Annotated in this window: 19 protein-coding genes; 12 read left to right on the forward strand and 7 right to left on the reverse strand. The window is 72.2% G+C overall.

Features of this window, described 5'->3' with window-relative positions; all coding sequences use genetic code 11:
• Positions 1–135: 135 nt before the first annotated feature.
• Positions 136–1407: a sensor histidine kinase gene (locus ACZ6MA_RS02695; RefSeq protein ID WP_469430474.1), complete on the forward strand. Its 1272-nt coding sequence runs from the start codon at positions 136–138 to the stop codon at positions 1405–1407.
• Positions 1404–2081, forward strand: a complete 678-nt coding sequence (locus ACZ6MA_RS02700) for a response regulator (protein ID WP_469430475.1) — start codon at positions 1404–1406, stop codon at positions 2079–2081. The genes ACZ6MA_RS02695 and ACZ6MA_RS02700 overlap by 4 nt, the downstream gene beginning before the upstream one ends.
• A gap of 245 nt (positions 2082–2326) precedes the next feature.
• Here ACZ6MA_RS02700 and ACZ6MA_RS02705 read toward each other — a convergent pair whose 3' ends face one another.
• Together ACZ6MA_RS02705 and ACZ6MA_RS02710 are read right to left on the reverse strand one after the other, a co-directional pair.
• Positions 2327–3361: an aldo/keto reductase gene (locus ACZ6MA_RS02705; RefSeq protein ID WP_469430477.1), complete on the reverse strand. Its 1035-nt coding sequence runs from the start codon at positions 3359–3361 to the stop codon at positions 2327–2329.
• The gene (locus ACZ6MA_RS02710; RefSeq protein ID WP_469431173.1) at positions 3358–3828 is read right to left on the reverse strand and encodes a MerR family transcriptional regulator; all 471 of its coding nucleotides are present in this window, start codon (positions 3826–3828) and stop codon (positions 3358–3360) included. The genes ACZ6MA_RS02705 and ACZ6MA_RS02710 overlap by 4 nt, the downstream gene beginning before the upstream one ends.
• Before the next feature lie 193 nt (positions 3829–4021).
• Between ACZ6MA_RS02710 and ACZ6MA_RS02715 the strand changes: the two genes are divergently transcribed.
• Positions 4022–4840 carry a serine hydrolase domain-containing protein gene (locus ACZ6MA_RS02715; protein WP_469430478.1) on the forward strand — a complete coding sequence of 273 codons (819 nt, stop codon included), beginning with the start codon at positions 4022–4024 and terminating at the stop codon, positions 4838–4840.
• Between the two features lie 12 nt (positions 4841–4852).
• On the opposite strand, the gene ACZ6MA_RS02720 is transcribed toward ACZ6MA_RS02715, so the two are convergent.
• Complete coding sequence (locus ACZ6MA_RS02720; RefSeq protein WP_469430480.1) at positions 4853–5554, reverse strand: pirin family protein; 702 nt, start codon at positions 5552–5554, stop codon at positions 4853–4855.
• Between the two features lie 56 nt (positions 5555–5610).
• On the opposite strand from ACZ6MA_RS02720, the gene ACZ6MA_RS02725 reads away from it, so the two are divergent.
• The 5 genes from ACZ6MA_RS02725 (at position 5611) to fabF (ending at position 10536) form a co-directional block, all read left to right on the forward strand.
• Positions 5611–6795: a PucR family transcriptional regulator gene (locus tag ACZ6MA_RS02725; protein ID WP_469430481.1), complete on the forward strand. Its 1185-nt coding sequence runs from the start codon at positions 5611–5613 to the stop codon at positions 6793–6795.
• A gap of 89 nt (positions 6796–6884) precedes the next feature.
• Positions 6885–7838: an ACP S-malonyltransferase gene (locus ACZ6MA_RS02730; RefSeq protein WP_469430483.1), complete on the forward strand. Its 954-nt coding sequence runs from the start codon at positions 6885–6887 to the stop codon at positions 7836–7838.
• A gap of 13 nt (positions 7839–7851) precedes the next feature.
• Entirely contained in the window at positions 7852–8856 is a 1005-nt protein-coding gene (locus ACZ6MA_RS02735; RefSeq protein WP_469430484.1) for a beta-ketoacyl-ACP synthase 3, read from the forward strand.
• A gap of 101 nt (positions 8857–8957) precedes the next feature.
• Positions 8958–9206, forward strand: a complete 249-nt coding sequence (locus ACZ6MA_RS02740; protein ID WP_130877605.1) for an acyl carrier protein — start codon at positions 8958–8960, stop codon at positions 9204–9206.
• 67 nt (positions 9207–9273) lie between these two features.
• On the forward strand, positions 9274–10536 hold the full coding sequence (fabF, locus tag ACZ6MA_RS02745) for a beta-ketoacyl-ACP synthase II (protein ID WP_469430486.1): 1263 nt from the start codon (positions 9274–9276) through the stop codon (positions 10534–10536).
• A 147-nt stretch (positions 10537–10683) separates the two neighbouring features.
• Here fabF and ACZ6MA_RS02750 read toward each other — a convergent pair whose 3' ends face one another.
• The gene (locus ACZ6MA_RS02750; RefSeq protein ID WP_469430488.1) at positions 10684–11178 is read right to left on the reverse strand and encodes a DUF3145 domain-containing protein; all 495 of its coding nucleotides are present in this window, start codon (positions 11176–11178) and stop codon (positions 10684–10686) included.
• A gap of 453 nt (positions 11179–11631) precedes the next feature.
• Between ACZ6MA_RS02750 and ACZ6MA_RS02755 the strand changes: the two genes are divergently transcribed.
• Together ACZ6MA_RS02755 and ACZ6MA_RS02760 are read left to right on the forward strand one after the other, a co-directional pair.
• Positions 11632–12507, forward strand: a complete 876-nt coding sequence (locus ACZ6MA_RS02755; RefSeq protein ID WP_469430490.1) for an SGNH/GDSL hydrolase family protein — start codon at positions 11632–11634, stop codon at positions 12505–12507.
• Positions 12508–12808: 301 nt separating this feature from the next.
• Positions 12809–13090: a DUF6355 family natural product biosynthesis protein gene (locus ACZ6MA_RS02760; RefSeq protein WP_469430491.1), complete on the forward strand. Its 282-nt coding sequence runs from the start codon at positions 12809–12811 to the stop codon at positions 13088–13090.
• Positions 13091–13186: 96 nt separating this feature from the next.
• Here ACZ6MA_RS02760 and ACZ6MA_RS02765 read toward each other — a convergent pair whose 3' ends face one another.
• A complete protein-coding gene (locus tag ACZ6MA_RS02765; RefSeq protein ID WP_469430493.1) occupies positions 13187–13993 on the reverse strand; it encodes a VOC family protein in 807 nt (268 codons plus the stop codon).
• A gap of 80 nt (positions 13994–14073) precedes the next feature.
• Complete coding sequence (locus ACZ6MA_RS02770; RefSeq protein ID WP_469430494.1) at positions 14074–14838, reverse strand: MgtC/SapB family protein; 765 nt, start codon at positions 14836–14838, stop codon at positions 14074–14076.
• Positions 14839–14928: 90 nt separating this feature from the next.
• Here ACZ6MA_RS02770 and ACZ6MA_RS02775 point away from each other — a divergent pair, with 90 nt between their 5' ends.
• Together ACZ6MA_RS02775 and ACZ6MA_RS02780 are read left to right on the forward strand one after the other, a co-directional pair.
• On the forward strand, positions 14929–16245 hold the full coding sequence (locus ACZ6MA_RS02775) for a pyroglutamyl peptidase (protein WP_469430495.1): 1317 nt from the start codon (positions 14929–14931) through the stop codon (positions 16243–16245).
• A gap of 7 nt (positions 16246–16252) precedes the next feature.
• The gene (locus ACZ6MA_RS02780; RefSeq protein WP_469430497.1) at positions 16253–16978 is read left to right on the forward strand and encodes a carbon-nitrogen hydrolase family protein; all 726 of its coding nucleotides are present in this window, start codon (positions 16253–16255) and stop codon (positions 16976–16978) included.
• Here the strand turns inward: ACZ6MA_RS02780 and ACZ6MA_RS02785 are convergent.
• Positions 16971–17780 (reverse strand): EI24 domain-containing protein, encoded by an 810-nt coding sequence (locus ACZ6MA_RS02785; RefSeq protein ID WP_469430499.1) that lies wholly within the window; start codon positions 17778–17780, stop codon positions 16971–16973. The genes ACZ6MA_RS02780 and ACZ6MA_RS02785 overlap by 8 nt on opposite strands.
• Positions 17781–17801 lie beyond the last annotated feature (21 nt).

Below are 17801 nucleotides of genomic sequence, written 5' to 3' on the forward strand. Positions count from 1 at the left end.
CGCGCCCGGCCCGTCGCCGCCCCGGGCCCTTCCGGCGGATCATGTGGACGGGCGCCGCGGCCCGTGGCGCCCTGCGGGCGGCGAAGACGGTCGGCAGCCGAGGATCCGCCGGACACGGCCTAGGCTGAACGGGCCATGTCCTCATCACCCGTGTCCTCCCCGCCCGCCCCCCTGTTCGGCCGTTCCCGGCGCCGATGGGTGCGGCGGCTGCCGTACGGCGTCGCCATCGTGTTCGTCGCGATCCTGCTGCCGGTCACCGGCATGGTGCTCTCGAACGACTACGGGCTGCCCACCGATCTCGCCTTCGCGCTCGCCGTGACGCAGACCCTGCCCCTGCTGATGGCGGTCCGCCGGCCGCTGCCGGCCTGGGTGATCGCCTTCGTCGCCGACGTGGCGGCCGCGATGGCGTTGCTGGGCGTACCGGCGCAGGAGGGCCGGCCCTGGCCGTGGCCGCCGATGGCGATCATCGGCATGCTGCTGCTGATGTTCGCCGTCGGTCTGCGCGAGCGGCGCCGTACGCTCGTGACGGTCTGGCTGCTGCTCCTCGCCGCGAGCGTCGTCTTCCGGGGCGTCTCCCCCGAACGCGACGGCGGCACCTGGGTGTCGCTGGTCGTCCTCGGTGGCGTGCTGCTCGTGGTGGGCGGTGCGCTGCGCGAACGGGGCGACGCCCGGCGGGCGCTGGCCGAACAGGAGACCATCAGCGAGGCCGAACGGGCCCGCCGTACCCTCCTGGAGGAACGCACCCGTATCGCCCGCGAGCTGCACGACGTCGTCGCGCACCACATGTCGGTGATCACCGTGCAGGCGGACAGCGCCCCCTACCGTCTCACCGGTCTGCCGCCGGAGGCCGGTGCGGAGTTCGCCTCGATCGCCGCGACGGCCCGCGAGTCGCTGACCGAGATGCGCCGGCTGCTGGGCGTGCTGCGCAGCGAGGACGCCTCCGGCGGGGACGGTGGTGGTGTGGAGCGGGCGCCGCAGCCGGGTGTGGCACGGATCCCGCAGCTGGTCGAGGCGACCGTACGGGCCGGGCTGCCGGTGGAGTTGTCGATGCCGGACCCGCTGCCCGCCGGGCTGCCGCAGGCCGTGGACCTGTCCGCCTACCGCATCACCCAGGAGGCCCTGGCCAATGTCGTCCGGCACGCCCCGGGGGCCGCGACGCGGGTGTCGGTGCGCGTCGACCCGGACCGTACGGGCCTGATGGTCCTGGTCGTCAACGCCACCGCCCCGGACGCGGACGCGCCACCCGTGGAGACGGGCGGCACGGGCCACGGCCTGGTCGGCATGCGCGAACGCGTCCGCCTGGTCGGGGGCAGCCTCGACACCGGCCCGCTGCCGGACGGCGGCTTCCGGGTCGCCGCCCGGCTCCCGTTCACCACGAGAACAGAAGAGGGACTCCGCACCGCATGACCATCAAGGTGATCATCGTCGACGACCAGGCCATGGTGCGGGCGGGCTTCGCCGCCCTGCTCGCCGCCCAGCCCGACATCGACGTCGTCGGCGACGCGCCGGACGGGCGGCAGGGCGTGGAGGTGAGCCGCCGCACGCACCCGGACGTGGTGCTCATGGACGTCCGCATGCCGGAGATGGACGGCCTGGAGGCCGCACGACGGCTCCTCGACCCGCCGACGGGGGTGACGCATCGTCCGAAGGTGCTGATGCTCACCACGTTCGACGTCGACGACTACGTCTACGAGGCGCTGCGCGCGGGCGCGTCCGGCTTCCTCCTCAAGGACGCCCCGCCCGCCGATCTGATCTCGGCCGTCCGCGTCGTCGCCGCCGGCGAGGCCCTGCTGGCCCCCTCCGTCACCCGCCGCCTCATCGCGGACTTCGCCAAGCAGCGCCCCGCGCCACGCAGGAACCCGGCCCTGCGGCTGAACGGCCTGACGCCCCGTGAGACGGAGGTCCTCGGCCTCATCGCCCGCGGCCTGTCCAACCAGGAGATCGCGAACACGCTGGTCCTGGCCGAACAGACCGTGAAGACCCACGTCGGCCGCGTCCTGTCCAAACTCGGCCTGCGCGACCGGGCCCAAGCGGTCATCCACGCCTACGAGTCGGGGCTGGTCGCCCCGGGCGACCGGTAGTCTCCGACGGCGGTCGTTGGACGGGGCTGCTGTGCCTTGTCCTCAAACGCCGGACGGGCTGCGGTGGCTGAACCCGGCTGACATAGCCCCGCCACATCAAGCCCGTCCGGCGTTTGAGGACGCGCCCGCAGGGCGCTCGCCGCCGCAGGCGGCACCACCGGCCGTTAGCCGAAGAACCGCCGGAGTCCGTCGGCACCACCGCTACGCGGCGGTAGTCCTCAATCGCCGGACGGGCTGGGTTTGGGCTAAGCCCGCCCCACCGCCGTGAACCTCATGTCCGGGTAGCGATTGCCGGTGACGCGGCCAGCGATGGGCTCCAGCAGGGCCAGCTCCGCCGCGTCCAGCGTGATGCGGGTCGCCGCGAGGTTCTCCTCGACGCGGGTGCGCTTGTGCGTGCCCGGGATCGGGATCACGGCCAGGCCGTGGACGTCCGCGCGCTGCTGTACCCAGGCCAGGGCCACCTGCGCCAGGGAGATTCCGCGCGCCTCGGCGATCTTCCGTACGGGTTCCAGCAGCGCCGCGTTCGCCGTGGCGTTGTCGCCCGTGAAACGGGGCTGCGTGCGCCGCCAGTCGTTGTCGGCCAGCTCCTTGTCGGCGCTCACGAACGAGCCGGTCAGGAAGCCGCGGCCGAGCGGCGAGTACGGGACGAAGGCGATGCCCAGCTCCTTGGCCGCGTCGACGACGCCGCCCGCGCCCCCTTCGGTCCCTTCCACATCGCGGCTGAACAGCGACCACTCCGACTGCACGGCCGCGATCGGGTGCACGGCGTGCGCCGCGCGGAGTTCGCCCGGGGAGACCTCGCTGAGGCCGAGGTGGCGGACCTTGCCCTCCGCCACCAGCTCGGCCATCGCGCCGACGCTCTCCTCCATGGGCACGTTCACATCACGGCGGTGCATGTAGTAGAGGTCGATGTGGTCGACGCCCAGCCGGCTGAGGCTGCCTTCGACGGACGCGCGGATGTAGGCGCGGTCGTTGCGGATCGCCTGGAACGACGGGTCGTCCTCGCGGCGTTCGATGGCGAACTTCGTGGCCAGCGTGACGCGGTCCCGGTTGGCCCGGACGAACGGCGCTATGAACTGCTCGTTGCGCCCGTACCCGTAGACGTCGGCGGTGTCGAACAGCGTGACGCCCAGCTCCAGGGCGCGCTCCAGCGTCGCCCGTGCCTCGTTCTCGTCGGTCGGCCCGTAAACGGCCGACATGCCCATGCAACCGAGCCCCTGCACACCGACCAGCGGGCCGCCGGTGCCGAGCGCTACGGTGTCGATCTTTTCCTTGCTCATGTGCGTGAGGCTCCTTCGGACGCCCGGCGACGGGCGTCGGCATAGATATCGATCTTGTAGTCGAGGACGTCGAGCGTGCTCCGCAGCTCGTTGATGCGCCGCCGCACGTCCTCGCGGTGCGCGCTCAGCAGCCGTTCGCGCTCGGCCAGGGTCTCCTCGCCCTGGCGCACCAGTTCCGCGTAGCGGACCATGTCGGCCACCGGCATTCCGGTCAGCCGCAGCTTGCCCACCAGGTCCAGCCAGTCCAGGTCCCGGGGGCCGTAGCGGCGCTGCCCGGTGTGCGAGCGGTCCACCAGCGGCATCAGCCCGATCCGCTCGTACCAGCGCAGGGTGTGCGCGGACAGCCCGGTGTAGTCGGCCACTTCGCTGATCGTGAAGCGGTCCCGCCCCTCCGGGCGCCGGTGCCGCTGGCGCTCCAGCTCGCCGCACGCCCGCACCGGTGCCGGCGCTTCGTCGGTCACGGTCATCGCAGTCCCCATCAGTACCCCTCCGCATGGCTGCACGGCCTGTGCCCTTGCGACGGGATCAACGCTAGAGAGTTGGAGTGCACTCCAGGCAAGCGGAGACTTGAGGCAATCTTGGTCCGCTTCCAAGTTCGGGCCCGGCCCGTCCGGCCACCCGAGGCCGAAGATCGGCCGGGCAGGCCCTAGGCTCGACGTCATGGAAAGCCTGCGCAAGATCGAGAACTGGCCGGTGGAGCATGCCGCGACCGCCGTGGTCCGTGCCGACGGCAGCTGGGCGGGGTCGTTCGGGCCGACCGACCGCCCCTTCGCGCTGGCGTCCGTGACCAAGCCGCTGGCCGCGTACGCGGTGCTGGTGGCGGTCGAGGAAGGCGCGGTCGAGCTGGACGAACCGGCCGGCCCCGCCGGTTCCACGGTCCGTCATCTGCTGGCGCACACCTCCGGGCTGGCCTTCGACGAACAGCGGACGATGGCCGCGCCGGGGACCCGCCGGCTGTACTCCAACGCCGGTTTCGAGGCGCTCGGCGACCACCTGGCCAAGGCCACGGACATCCCCTTCGCCGAGTATCTGCGCCAGGCGGTGCTGGAGCCGCTCGGGATGTCGGCCACGGACCTGCCCGGTTCCCCGGCCAAGGACGGCGTCTCGACGGTGGCCGACATCGCGCGCTTCGCCGCCGAACTCCAGGCGCCGCGGCTGCTGTCCCGGCAGACCGTGGACGAGGCCACGTCGGTGGTCTTCCCCGGACTGCCCGGGGTGCTGCCGGGCTTCGGGCACCAGCGGCCGAACGACTGGGGCCTGGGCTTCGAGATCCGCGACGGCAAGTCCCCGCACTGGACGGGCACTTCGTCCTCGCCCCGGACCTACGGTCACTTCGGCCAGTCGGGCACGTTCCTGTGGGTGGACCCGGACGCGGGGGCCGCGTGCGTGGCGCTCGCGGACCGCCCCTTCGGCGACTGGGCGATCGAGGCCTGGCCGCCGCTCACCGACGCGGTCCTCGCCGAGCTGCGCGGGGCCTGACGCCCGCCGGGGTCACCCGAAGCGCGGCTCGGCGCGCATCTCCCACACCAGCAGCTCGGCGGACTCCACCGCCTCGGCGAGCGGCCCCGAAGCGTCCGGGAGGCGCACCGCGTCACCCGCCCGCAGTTCCCCGCCCGGCACGTCCGGCACGTCCGCCAGCCGGACGGCACCGCGCACCACGTGCGCGTACAGCCACGGGGCGGCCGGCAGGGTCACGGTGGCGCCCCGGTCGAGCCGCCACACGCGCAGGCTCGCGTCCGCCCGGGTCAGGGCGTACGGCGTGCCGTCGGCGAGGGCGCGCACCACCTCGTACGAGGGATCCCCGCCGTACTCGGAGGGGGTGAGCCACATCTGCAGGAACCGCAGCGGAGCGGGCCCCGCGTTGCGCTCCACGTGCCGTACGCCCGCGCCCGCGCTGAGCCGCTGGACGTCGCCGGGGCCGACGACCGAGACGTGTCCGGCGGAGTCCTCGTGGGTGAGTTCGCCCTCGATCACCCAGGTCACGATCTCGGTGTCCCGGTGCGGGTGCTCCGCGAAGCCGGCGCCCGGTGCCAGGTGCTCCTCGTTGCAGGCGGAGAGCGGCCCGAAGCGCACGTTGTCCGGGTCGTAGAAGCCGGCGAAGGAGAAGGCGTGCCAGGTTTCGATACCGGCCGGTAGGTCCCCGCCGTGGAAGCGTTCTCCCGCCCGTTGGATGATCGGTCGCCGTCGCGTCATCGGGCTACGGTAGCCCGGCCGCCCCGCCCCGCACCCGAATAAGGCAGGCTTGTCCCGTGCCTGAACCCGCCGCTAACATCCCGCATCCGCACAGCGCCACCCTTCGCCGCCTGGAGAAGTCCTCCGGCACCCTGGCCGCCGCCGCCATCGCCCGTATGGATGCCCAGCTGCCGTGGTACCGGGCCATGCCCCCGGAGAACCGCTCCTGGATCGGCCTGGTCGCCCAGGCCGGTATCGCGGCCTTCACCGAGTGGTTCCGGCACCCGGAGACCCCGCAGGCGATCAGCACCGACGTCTTCGGGACGGCCCCCCGGGAGCTGACCCGGGCGATCACGCTGCGCCAGACCGTGGAGATGGTCCGCACGACCATCGAGGTCATGGAGTCGGCCATCGACGAGGTGGCGGCGCCGGGCGACGAGTCGGTGCTGCGCGAGGCGCTGCTGGTCTACGCCCGCGAGATCGCCTTCGCCACGGCCCAGGTGTACGCGCAGGCCGCCGAGGCACGCGGCGCGTGGGACGCCCGGCTGGAGTCGCTGGTGGTCAACGCCGTGCTGTCGGGCGAGGCCGACGAGGGGGTGCTGTCCCGCGCCGCCGCGTTGGGCTGGAATTCGCCCGCGCACGTCTGCGTGGTGCTGGGCACCGCCCCCAACGGGGACAGCGAGCTGACGGTCGAGGCCATCCGCCGGGCCTCCCGGCACGCGAAGCTGCAGGTGCTGACCGGGGTGCTCGGGGACCGGCTGGTGGTGATCGCCGGTGGCTCGGACAATCCGCTGCAGACGGCGAAGTCCTTGATCGGCCCGTTCGCGGCGGGGCCGGTGGTGGCCGGCCCGGTGGTCTCCGACCTGCTGGCCGCGACGCGGTCCGCGCAGGCCGCGGCCGCCGGACTCAAGGCGTGCGCGGCGTGGCCGGATGCGCCCCGTCCGGTGCTGGCCGACGACCTCCTGCCGGAGCGGGCCATGGCCGGTGACGTGACCGCCCGTGAGCAACTGGTGGAGGAGATCTACAGACCGTTGGAGGAAGCGGGCTCCGCGCTGCTGGAGACGCTGAGCGTGTACCTGGAACAAGCCAGTAGCCTTGAGGGTGCGGCGCGGATGCTGTTCGTCCACCCAAACACCGTGCGATACCGCCTCCGACGTGTGACGGACGTCACCGGATGGTCACCCTCCGATGTACGCTCCGCCTTTACCCTGCGGGTCGCGTTGATCCTGGGGCGTCTGGCCGACGCGGAGTCGCAGTCTTAGTCTTTTGTCAGACGTCAACAATTCCCCTGACGGTTCTTCGTCCCTGTCCCCACGGGTGGGCGATGCCGTCCACGAGAGAGAGTGTGAGGGTGCTCGTACTCGTCGCTCCCGGCCAGGGCGCTCAGACGCCCGGCTTCCTGACCCCCTGGCTCGACCTCCCCGGTGTTGAAGACCGCCTCCGGGAGTGGTCGGCTGCCATCGACCTGGACCTGGTCCACTACGGCACGGACGCCGACGCGGACGAGATCCGTGACACCGCGGTGGCCCAGCCGCTGCTGGTCGCCTCGGCCCTGGTCTCCGCGGGTCAGCTGTTCCCCACGCCCGGGGACTTCGCGCGCCTGGTCGGTGCCGCCGCCGGGCACAGCGTCGGCGAGCTGGCCGCCGCGGCGCTCACCGGTGTGCTCTCGGAGCAGGCCGCTATGACCCTGGTACGACGCCGCGGCCTGGCCATGGCCGAGGCGGCGACGGCCGCCGAGACCGGCATGTCCGCCCTGCTGGGCGGTGAGCCCGAGGTGGTCCTGCCGCATCTGGAGAAGCTCGGCCTGATCCCCGCGAACGTCAACGGCGCGGGCCAGATCGTGGCCGCCGGCACCCTGGCGCAGCTGGCGGCGCTGGCGGAGGACAAGCCCGAGGGCACCCGGCGGGTCGTCCCGCTGAAGGTGGCCGGCGCGTTCCACACGCCGCACATGGCCCCGGCCGTCACCGCACTGGAATCGGCGGTCGCGGAGCTGACCGTCACCGATCCGCACACGGTCTACGTCTCCAACAGGGACGGCGGGACGGTGGCCACCGGCCAGGAGGTCGTCTCCCGGCTCGTGGGCCAGGTGGCCAACCCGGTCCGCTGGGACCTGTGCATGGACACCTTCAAGGAGCTGGGCGTCACGGCGCTGATCGAGGTCGCCCCCGGTGGCACCCTCGTGGGCCTCGCCAAGCGCGCCCTGCCCGGTGTGAAGACTCTCGCTCTCAAGACCCCGGACGACCTCGACGCCGCCCGTGCGCTGATCGCCGAGCACACCGCCGCCGCCGAGACCCCGGCCGAATAAGGAGCCCGAGAGTATGACCGCGAAGATCAAGCCCGCGAAGGGCACTCCGTACGCGCGCATCCTCGGCGTCGGCGGCTACCGCCCCGTCCGGGTGGTGCCGAACGAGGAGATCCTCAAGCACATCGACTCCTCCGACGAGTGGATCCGCTCGCGCTCCGGTATCGCCACGCGGCACTGGGCGGGCCCGGAGGAGACCGTGGCCGCGATGTCCGTGGAGGCCGCGGGCAAGGCCATCGCCAATGCCGGGATCGACCCCGAGCAGATCGGCGGCGTGATCGTCTCGACGGTGTCGCACTTCAAGCAGACCCCGGCGATCGCGACCGAGATCGCGCACAAGATCGGCGCGGGCAAGCCCGCCGCGTTCGACATTTCCGCGGGCTGTGCCGGCTTCGGCTACGGCCTGACCCTCGCCAAGGGCATGGTCACCGACGGCAGCGCCGAATACGTGCTGGTCATCGGTGTCGAGCGGCTCTCGGACCTGACCGATCTGGAGGACCGTTCCACGGCCTTCCTGTTCGGTGACGGTGCGGGCGCCGTCGTCGTCGGCCCCTCGAAGGAGCCGGCCATCGGCCCCACCGTGTGGGGTTCGGAGGGTGACAAGGCCGACACCATCAAGCAGACCATCGCCTGGGACGCCTACCGCGAGGAGACCGAGGTACGCTTCCCCGCTCTCACCCAGGAGGGCCAGGCGGTGTTCCGCTGGGCCGTCTTCGAGATGGCGAAGGTCGCCCAGCAGGCGCTGGACGACGCCGGTGTCAGCCCGGAGGACCTGGACGTCTTCATCCCGCACCAGGCCAACATGCGGATCATCGACTCGATGGTCAAGACGCTGAAGCTGCCGGAGACCGTCACGGTCGCCCGTGACGTGGAGACCACGGGCAACACGTCCGCGGCCTCCATTCCGCTGGCCATGGAGCGGCTCCTGGCGACAGGGGCGGCGAAGAGCGGGGACACCGCGCTCGTCATCGGGTTCGGGGCGGGTCTCGTGTACGCCGCGACGGTCGTTACCCTCCCCTAGGCGAGATCCGCGCGGACCGGCTTCCACCGGCCGCCGCGGGCACTGGCCACTTACGCAGTTCTCACATCGCAGTTCCACCGCAATATCGAAGGAGCGCCACAATGGCCGCCACTCAGGAAGAGATCCTCAAGGGTCTCGCGGAGATCGTCAACGAGATCGCCGGTATCCCCGTCGAGGACGTCCAGCTGGACAAGTCCTTCACCGACGACCTGGACGTCGACTCGCTGTCCATGGTCGAGGTCGTCGTCGCCGCCGAGGAGCGCTTCGACGTGAAGATCCCCGACGAGGACGTCAAGCACCTCAAGACCGTCGGTGACGCTGCCGACTACATCCTGAAGCACCAGGACTGACCCAAGCGTTCGTCGCCACCCCGGCGGTGGCGGTTCCAGCACCTCTACACGTGGAGACAGAATTCCTGTGAACTCGACCAATCGCACCGTGGTCGTCACCGGTATCGGCGCAACCACACCGCTGGGTGGCGACAGCGCATCGACCTGGGAAGGGCTGCTCGCCGGGCGTTCCGGCGTCAAGCCCCTGGTGGGTGAGCGCTTCGCCGACCTGCCGGTCCGCATCGCCGCCCGGGTGGCCGTCGACCCCGAGGACGTCCTGCCCCGCCCGCTCACCCGCAAGCTGGACCGGTCGGCGCAGTTCGCGCTGATCGCCGCCCGCGAGGCCTGGGCCGACGCGGGCTTCACCGGCAAGGCCGGTGACGACGCCGCCATCGCCCCCGAGCGGCTCGGCACGGTCATCGCCTCCGGCATCGGCGGCGTGACGACCCTGCTCGACCAGTACGACGTGCTCAAGGAGAAGGGCGTCCGCCGCGTCTCCCCGCACACCGTGCCCATGCTGATGCCCAACAGCCCGTCCGCCAACGTCGGCCTGGAGGTGGGCGCCCAGGCGGGTGTGCACACCCCGGTCAGCGCCTGCGCGTCCGGTGCCGAGGCGATCGGCTACGCCGTCGAGATGATCCGCACCGGCCGTGCCGACGTGGTCGTCGCCGGTGGCACCGAGGCGGCCGTCCACCCGCTGCCCATCGTGGCGTTCGCCAACATGATGGCGATGTCGAAGAACAACGACGAGCCGGAGAAGGCTTCCCGCCCGTACGACAAGGGCCGGGACGGCTTCGTCCTCGGCGAGGGCGCGGGCGTCGTCATCCTGGAGTCGGCCGAGCACGCCGCGAAGCGCGGTGCCCGGGTGTACTGCGAGGTGCTGGGCCAGGGTCTGTCCGCCGACAGCCACCACATCGCCCAGCCCGAGCCGACGGGCCGCGGCATCGCCGCCGCCCTGCAGAACCTGCTGGACTCCACCGACCTCAAGCCGTCGGAGGTCGTCCACCTCAACGCGCACGCCACGTCCACCCCGCAGGGTGACGCGGCCGAGATCAAGGCGCTCCGCAAGATCCTCGGTGACGACCTCGACCACGTCGCGATCTCCGCGACCAAGTCGATGACCGGTCACCTGCTCGGTGGCGCCGGCGGCATCGAGACGGTCGCGACCGTTCTCGCCCTGTACCACCGGATGGCACCGCCCACCATCAACATCGAGGAGATGGACGAGGACATCGACGCGGACGTCGTCCGTGGCGAGCCCCGCCCGCTTCCCGAGGGCTCCATCGCGGCGATCAACAACTCCTTCGGTTTCGGCGGCCACAACGTGGTCCTCGCGCTCCGCTCGGTCTGATCACCGCTCGTCGAGGCATGTCGAAGGCCCGCCCGGTCCGCTGACCGGGCGGGCCTTCGCGTTCCCCCGATCAGGTGACCCGACGGTGCAAGGGGGCAGCTCAGGGGCACGGCGTCCGGCGTGGAGACCGTCGTTCGATCGGGTGGCTCAGACCACCTGGTGCAGCCACCGGACGGGAGCGCCCTCGCCCGCGTAGCGGAAAGGTTCCAGCTCGTCGTCCCAGGGCTTGCCGAGCAGCCGGTCGATCTCGGCGCGCAGATCGCTCTCGCCCCGCCCGGCCCGTGCCACGGCGGCGCGCAGCCGGTCCTCGGGGATCAGGATGTCGCCGTGGATGCCGGTGACGGCGTGGAAGATGCCCAGGCCGGGCGTGGCGCTGTACCGCTCGCCCTCGGCCGTGGCGCGGGGCTCGGCGGTCACCTCGAAGCGCAGCAGGTGCCAGCCGCGCAGCGCGGAGGCGAGCTTGGAGGCGGTGCCGGGCTCGCCCTGCCAGGAGAACTCGGCACGCCAGGTGCCGGGCGCGGCGGGTTGTCGGATCCAGTCGAGGGTGACGCGCACACCGAGCACGCCCGCGACGGCCCACTCGACGTGCGGGCACAGCGCGCGGGGCGCGGAGTGCACGTACAGAACTCCACGTGTCGTCACGGGGACCTCCAGTGCGGTTCGAGGTTCGCCTTCCCCAGCGGCCTCGCGCGCCTGTCGGTCCCGCCCGGGACAACTGAGGGCATCTTGCCCCAATGGCCACTCCCGTACCAGCCCACGAGGTTACCTACAGTAAACACCATCGGGAGCAATTCTCCTGAAAAGGGACAGGGTATGACGTGTTGCCAGCCAGGGCCTGTCCGGCGGATCACGAGGACGCGCCACCGCTGTGCGGCGGAGTCCTCAAGCGCCGGACGGGCTGATTGGCTGAGCTGAGCCAAACCAGCCTGTCCGGCGTTTGAGGACGCGCCCGCAGGGCGCACGCCGCCGCAGACGGCACAGCGGTCGGCAGCCACAGGCCCGCCGGTCAGGCGAGAGGCGGCACCGACGGCCCCCGGCAAGGTGACGTACCGTCGGTCGGGAACAGATATCACCCGGCTCGATGGGGGAAAGACGATGCGCAGCAGCACGGGGCGGCGGTCCCGGATGGCACGGACCGCCGTGGCGGCGTTCTCGGCCGCACTCCTCGTCGCGGGCTGCGGCGGGGGCACGGACGGCGGCTCGGCCAAGTCGGCCGCGAAGCCGAGCGCCACCCCCACCTCCGCCTGGAACGCCCGCCCCGAGTCGATGGCCTCGCTCGGTGACTCCATCACCCGGGGCTTCGACGCCTGCTCCGTGCTCGCGGACTGCCCCGAGGTGTCCTGGGCCACCGGCACCAAGGTGAACAGCCTGGCCCAGCGGCTGCTGCCGTACCCGCAGACCAGCAGCTGGAACTACGCGCGGACGGGGGCGCGGATGGCGGATCTGCCCGGCCAGATGCGGTCCGCGATAGCGCGGAAGCCGCAGCTCGTGACGGTGCTGGTCGGGGCCAATGACGCCTGCCGCAAGCAGGTGGACGACATGACGCCGGTGGAGCGGTTCCGGGAGGACTTCGAGTCCTCCCTCCACGAACTCCGCCGCTCCCTGCCCAAGTCGCAGGTCTATGTGGCCGGTGTGCCGGACCTCATGCGGCTGTGGTCACAAGGGCGGACGAACGGCTACGCGAAGACGGTCTGGAAGCTGGGGATCTGCCCGTCGATGCTCGGCGACTCCGAGGCGGTGGACGCGGTCGCCGTGGACCGCCGCGCCCAGGTCGCCAAGCGGGTCGCCGCGTACAACGACGTACTCAAGAGCGCCTGCGCGCGGGACGAACTGTGCCGCTACGACGACGCGGTGGGCGGCTACGCCTTCACGGGCCTGGAGCTGAGCCAGTGGGACTGGTTCCACCCGAACAAACGCGGGCAGCTGACGCTGGCCGATATGGCGTACCGGCGGATCACCGCACGGCGCTGAGTGGTTGGCCACCGGCTTGCCACATCCAGCCCGTCCGGCGATTGAGGACTACCGCCGCGCAGCGGTGGTGCCGACGGACTCCGGCGGTTCTTCGGCCACCGGCCGGTGGTGCCGCCTACGGCGGCGAGCGCCCTGCGGGCGCGTCCTCAAACGCCGGACGGGCTTGATATTCGCACTCGAACCGGTGGAGTCCACCACTCGTACGGGCGAGATCACGTGACGGCCGAAGCAATGAGCGCCACGCTCTGGCGTGCGCCCGGGAGCACACCCGGGCATCGCGTACGCATATGAGGAGTTATCCGTGAACGTTCGCCGCTCCGTGACCGCCGCCGTCGGCGCCGTGGCCCTTGTCCTCGGCCTGGCTTCGGCCGCCTCCGCCACTCCCGCGGCCCTGAACCCCTGCGGGTTCTACAAGACCGGGAGTGACGCGTTCTACAACCACTGCACCGGTGACGGCTCGCACGTCGTCATCGAGGTGGAGGTGTGGGGCCCCAACTACGAGCGGTGCGTGGTGCCCGGCACCACGTGGCTCGGATCGGCCTCGAAGATCGACGGTGCGCACTACGTCGGACGCACCTGCTGAGCACCGCTGAACATCGGCTGAGCACCAGGTGACGGGCGGGCCCGGGGCGGGGCGCCCCGGGCCCGCCCGTCACGGATCCGCACCGGCGGCGCGGCCTCAGGCCTCCGTCGGCTTGAGCACCACGAAGTCCGCGCCGTTGGGGTCGAGGCAGACGGCCAGGCGGCCGACGCCCTCCGCGTCCTCCGGGCCCATCTGCACGCTGCCGCCGTTATCGGTGACCTTGGCGAGCGTGGCGTCGCAGTCCGCCGTAGCGAACACGGGGTGCCAGTAGGCGCGGCCGCCGTTGAGGGAAAGGTCCTCGGCCGACAGTTGCAGGAGGCCGCCGTGCATCCGGTCCTCGGACTGTTCCGCCGGGGTGATGAGGGAGTACGCGCCGTCCCCGTCGCCCGGCAGGGGCACGTCCTGCGTGGTCCAGCCGAAGAGGCCGCCGTAGAAGGCCTTCGCCCCGGCCGCGTCGGTGGTGTACAGCTCGGTCCAGCACAGGGAGCCCGGCCGGTCGGCGACCTCCATGCCGGTGGGCTTCTCCCCCGCCTGCCAGACGGCGAACTGGCCGCCCTGGGGGTCGGTGAACTGGGCCATCCGACCCCAGCCGTCGGCGTCGAACGGAGGCACCCGCACGGTGCCGCCCGCCTGTTCCACGGCCTGGGCCGTGGCATCGGCGTCGTTCGTTCTGAAGTAGACCATCCAGGCCGAGCGGGCGCCCTGCTCGGTGAGCGGGCCGATGCCTCCGACGCCCTTGCCGCCCAGCCGGAAGCCGCCGTACTCGCCGGCTTCCGGGTCCGAACCCCAGGGCTGGAATTCCCACCCGAACACCGAGCCGTAGAAGCGGGCCGTGGCGGGGACGTCGGGAGCGCCGATATCGAGCCAGCAGGGGGAGCCGTGCACGAAGTCCGTGGTGATCATGGGGGTTCCCTTCGCGGATGTCTGCCCAGCCAGCCTGACACCCGCCACCGGCGCCCGCCTCCCGGCGGCGCCCCCGGGGGTCACTCGGTGCTGTCGCCGTGTGCCCGCAGGCCCACGCCCCGGATGCCGTCCCAGTCCGTCAGCTCCTCCACGATCGGGTGGGCGGACCCCTTGCCCTCCAGGCTCAGCACCAGGGCCGCCTCCTGGTGTCTGCCCTTCTCGCGGCCGTCACCCGCGCACGGCGGCGTCCCGGCCTCGATCTGGACGTCCGTGACCCGGAAGCCGCTCTTGGTGCACAGCTCCAGCACCCGCCCCAGCAGCCCGCTGCGCGTGCGGTAGGACAGTCTCAGCTCCACTTGTTCCGCCACCGGCGCCACCGCCATCCGCCTCGTCATCATCGGGAAACCACGGACGACCAGGAAGTGGACCACGGTCGCCGCCGCGCCGAGCAGCGGCAGACCGCCGCCGCACGCCATGCCGACCGCGCAGGTCAGCCAGATCGTGGCCGCCGTCGTCAGACCGCGCACCGCGTCGCGGCGGACGAAGATGAGACCGCCGCCGATGAAGCCGATGCCGGAGACGATCTGCGCGGCCACCCGCGAGGGGTCCTGGCGCACCCCCGCCAGTTCGGCCAGGCCGAAGCCGTGGGCCGACACCTCCATGAACAGGGCGCTGCCCACCCCGACGAGGGTGTGCGTGCGCAACCCGGCGCTCTTCTGCTGTAACTCGCGTTCGAGGCCGATGAGCGAGGCGAGCAGGAGCGCGATGCCCAACTCGGCAAACTGGCGGGCCCCTTGACCGCTGCCGGGCGAGAACAGCGGGGCTGCGTACTCGGTTATTCGCATCCCGTCATTGTGGCCTGAACTCGACTGTACGTAATGGGGATTGGGTGCTTCCCTTCCGCCCATGCACGCACAATGATTTCCTTCCGGCTCATGAGACCCATTGAGAAGGCCCGGATATCGTTCGGCGTCGCCCTGTTCGCCTGCGCCGCCCTGTTGCCCGCCCCCGCCGTCGCGGCCCCCGTGTCGCCGTCGGGGCCCTCGGGGCCGTCGGCCACGGCGCTCACCGTCGAGGAGGAGCGGCTCACCGGCCCCGTGCCGCGGGAGATCCTGCGGCGCTCGGGGTTCGACGGGGTGGCACCCGGCTTCGCCCGCGCCCTGGCGGCTACGGGCAGCGCCGGGCAGGCCGAGCGGCTCGCGACCACCGAGGGGCGGCGGCTGTGGCAGCGGGCCGTGGACCGGGCACAGGGCCGTGGTGCCCCCGGCGGGGACCTGAGCCGCGACGACGACCGACCGCTGTACTGGGCGCGCCTGGGGATGACCCGGGCACTGCGCGAATGGAAGCCGGCCTTCGCGACGACGGACGCGCGGCGGACGGCCCTGGTGGAGAAGCTGGTCGCGAGGGTCGAGCGCGGCTCGCGCGGACAGGACTCCATCGAGCTGCCCCGGGGCGACCGGGGGATCAGGCGCGTCGTGATCACCGGCTTCGATCCGTTCCAGCTGGACTCCGACATCCGGCGCTCCAACCCCTCCGGTGCCGCCGCGCTCGCCCTGGACGGCACGACCGTGCACACGGCGACCGGCCCGGCGCGGATCGAGGCGGCGCTCTTCCCGGTGCGCTGGGCGGACTTCGCGGCCGGTGACGTCGAGCGGACCCTGCTGCCGCACTTCGAGTCCGGGCAGCGGGAGGCGGACATGTTCACGACGATCAGCCAGGGGCGGGACGGCCGCTTCGACCTGGAGCACACCAACGGCGCCTGGCGCGGCGGCTACGGGGACAACGTGGGCGACTCCCGCACCGAGACCGTGCCCGTGCCGCCGGGCGTCCCGACCGTTCACCCGCAGCCGCAGTGGACGTCGACGACCCTGCCCTACGACGCGGTCCTGGCCGCGAAGACCGGCCCGTACCCGGTGTACGACAACAGGGCCGTCACGGAGATCCCGGCCGGCGGGACCGAGCCCGTGCACCGGCCCGAGGGGCCGACGCCGGGCTCGACGGCCCGCGCGGGCGGCGGAGGCGACTACCTCTCCAACGAGATCGCCTACCGGGCGACGCTGCTGCGCGACGCGCTGCGCCCGTACCTTCCGGGCGGCCATCTGCACACCCCGGTGCTGCGGTTCGGCGCGGGCAACACCGATCCCGCGACCGGGCGGATCACGGACCCCTCGTTCCTCCGGGACCGGCAGGCGATCACCGCGCAGATCCGCGCCGTGATCGGCGTGGCGGCGGGGGGCGCCCCTCGGTCATGATGAGCGCATGATCATCGCAGCGGCGCAGTTCACCTCCCGGCCGTGCGACGTCGACGCCAACGTCGCGCGCATGGCCGGGTTCGTCACCGAGGCGGGAGAGCGGGGTGCGGCGCTCGTCGTCTTTCCCGAGCTGGCCGTCACCGGCTACGAACTGCCGGAGATCGTCGCCGCCGGGGGCCGTCTCACACTCGCCCCCGACGACCCCCGGCTGGCCCCCCTCCGGCAGGCGTGCGCGGCGGCGGGCGTCGCCGCGGTGGTCAACTGCCCGGGACACTCGGCGGCGGGACCGACGATCACCTCGTACGTGTACGGGCCGGACGGCGCCCTGCGCACGCGCTACGACAAGCGGCACGTGACGGACACGGAGCGCGCGGCGGGCTTCGTCGCGGGGACGGCGGACGGCCGGTTCACGCTGGACGGTGTCACCTTCGGGCTGGCCATCTGCTTCGACACCCACTTCCCCGACGTCGCCGCCCGCGCGGCGGCCGACGGCTGCCGGGTCCTGCTGGCGAGTTCGCTGTACTCCAAGGGCGTCGGCGCCGAGGAGCGGGTGGCGGTCTTCCCCGCGCTGGCGAAGGACCACGGCCTGCACGTCCTGCTCGCCAACCACACGGGCCCCGCGGGCCCGTACGACGCCTGCGGTCTCAGCGCGGTGTGGTCCCCGGACGGCCGCATACCGGCCGAGGCCTCGGCCACCGTCGCGGAGCTGGTGACGGCGGACGTGCTCAGCTGACCACGCGGTCCGGCCGCCGACCGCCGTCGTCGCCGTCCTCCACGTCGCCCTCGTCCCGCGCGGCCGTCTCGCCCGTCAGGTCGCGGGCGAGCAGCGTCGCACCGGCGACCGCGCCGGGCATGACGAACACGGCGACGAGCGGCACCAGGAAGAGCAGGGTGAGGGGCACGCCGAAGCCGAGCGCGAGGAGCTTGCGGGAGCGCAGCATCCGCAGGCGCTCCCGCAGGGGGACGCCACGGCGCTGGAGGGCGACGGCGGTGAGTTCCTCGGTGAGGAAGAACCCGGAGACGCAGAAGCCGAGCGCGGGGACGACCGTCTGTCCGACGACGGGCAGGAAGCCGGCGGCGAAGAGGAGCACGCCCCAGACCGCCACCCGGAGGAGCACGGCGAGACTCTCGCGGGCGGAGATCCACAGCTCGCGCCAGAGCGGCAGCCCCGATTCGTGGACGGTGCCGTCCTCGGACCGGTCGACCTTCTCCGAGAGCGACTCGTAGAAGGGCTGGCCGACGAGCAGGGTGACGGCGGTGAAGGAGATCAGCGCGAGCAGCAGGCTGCCGCCGAAGAACAGGACGGTCAGGGCACCGCGGAAGAGACCGAGCCAGGGCGATCCCCAGCCGTCGGCGAAGGGCGTGGCCCAGTCGACGACGTCGTCCGCGTACATCACGAGCGCGACCATCGCGCCCGCGTACCCGATGAGAGTGATCAGCCCGGGCAGCAGCCCGAACCCCCACTGCTTCCGGTTCCGCCCCACCCAGCGCTGGCCCTTGGCCAGGTAGGTCATCCCCGTTACAAGATCTCGCATGGCGCCACCGTAGCCGCTGGC

The sequence above is a fragment of the Streptomyces sp. NPDC042259 genome (assembly GCF_055582085.1).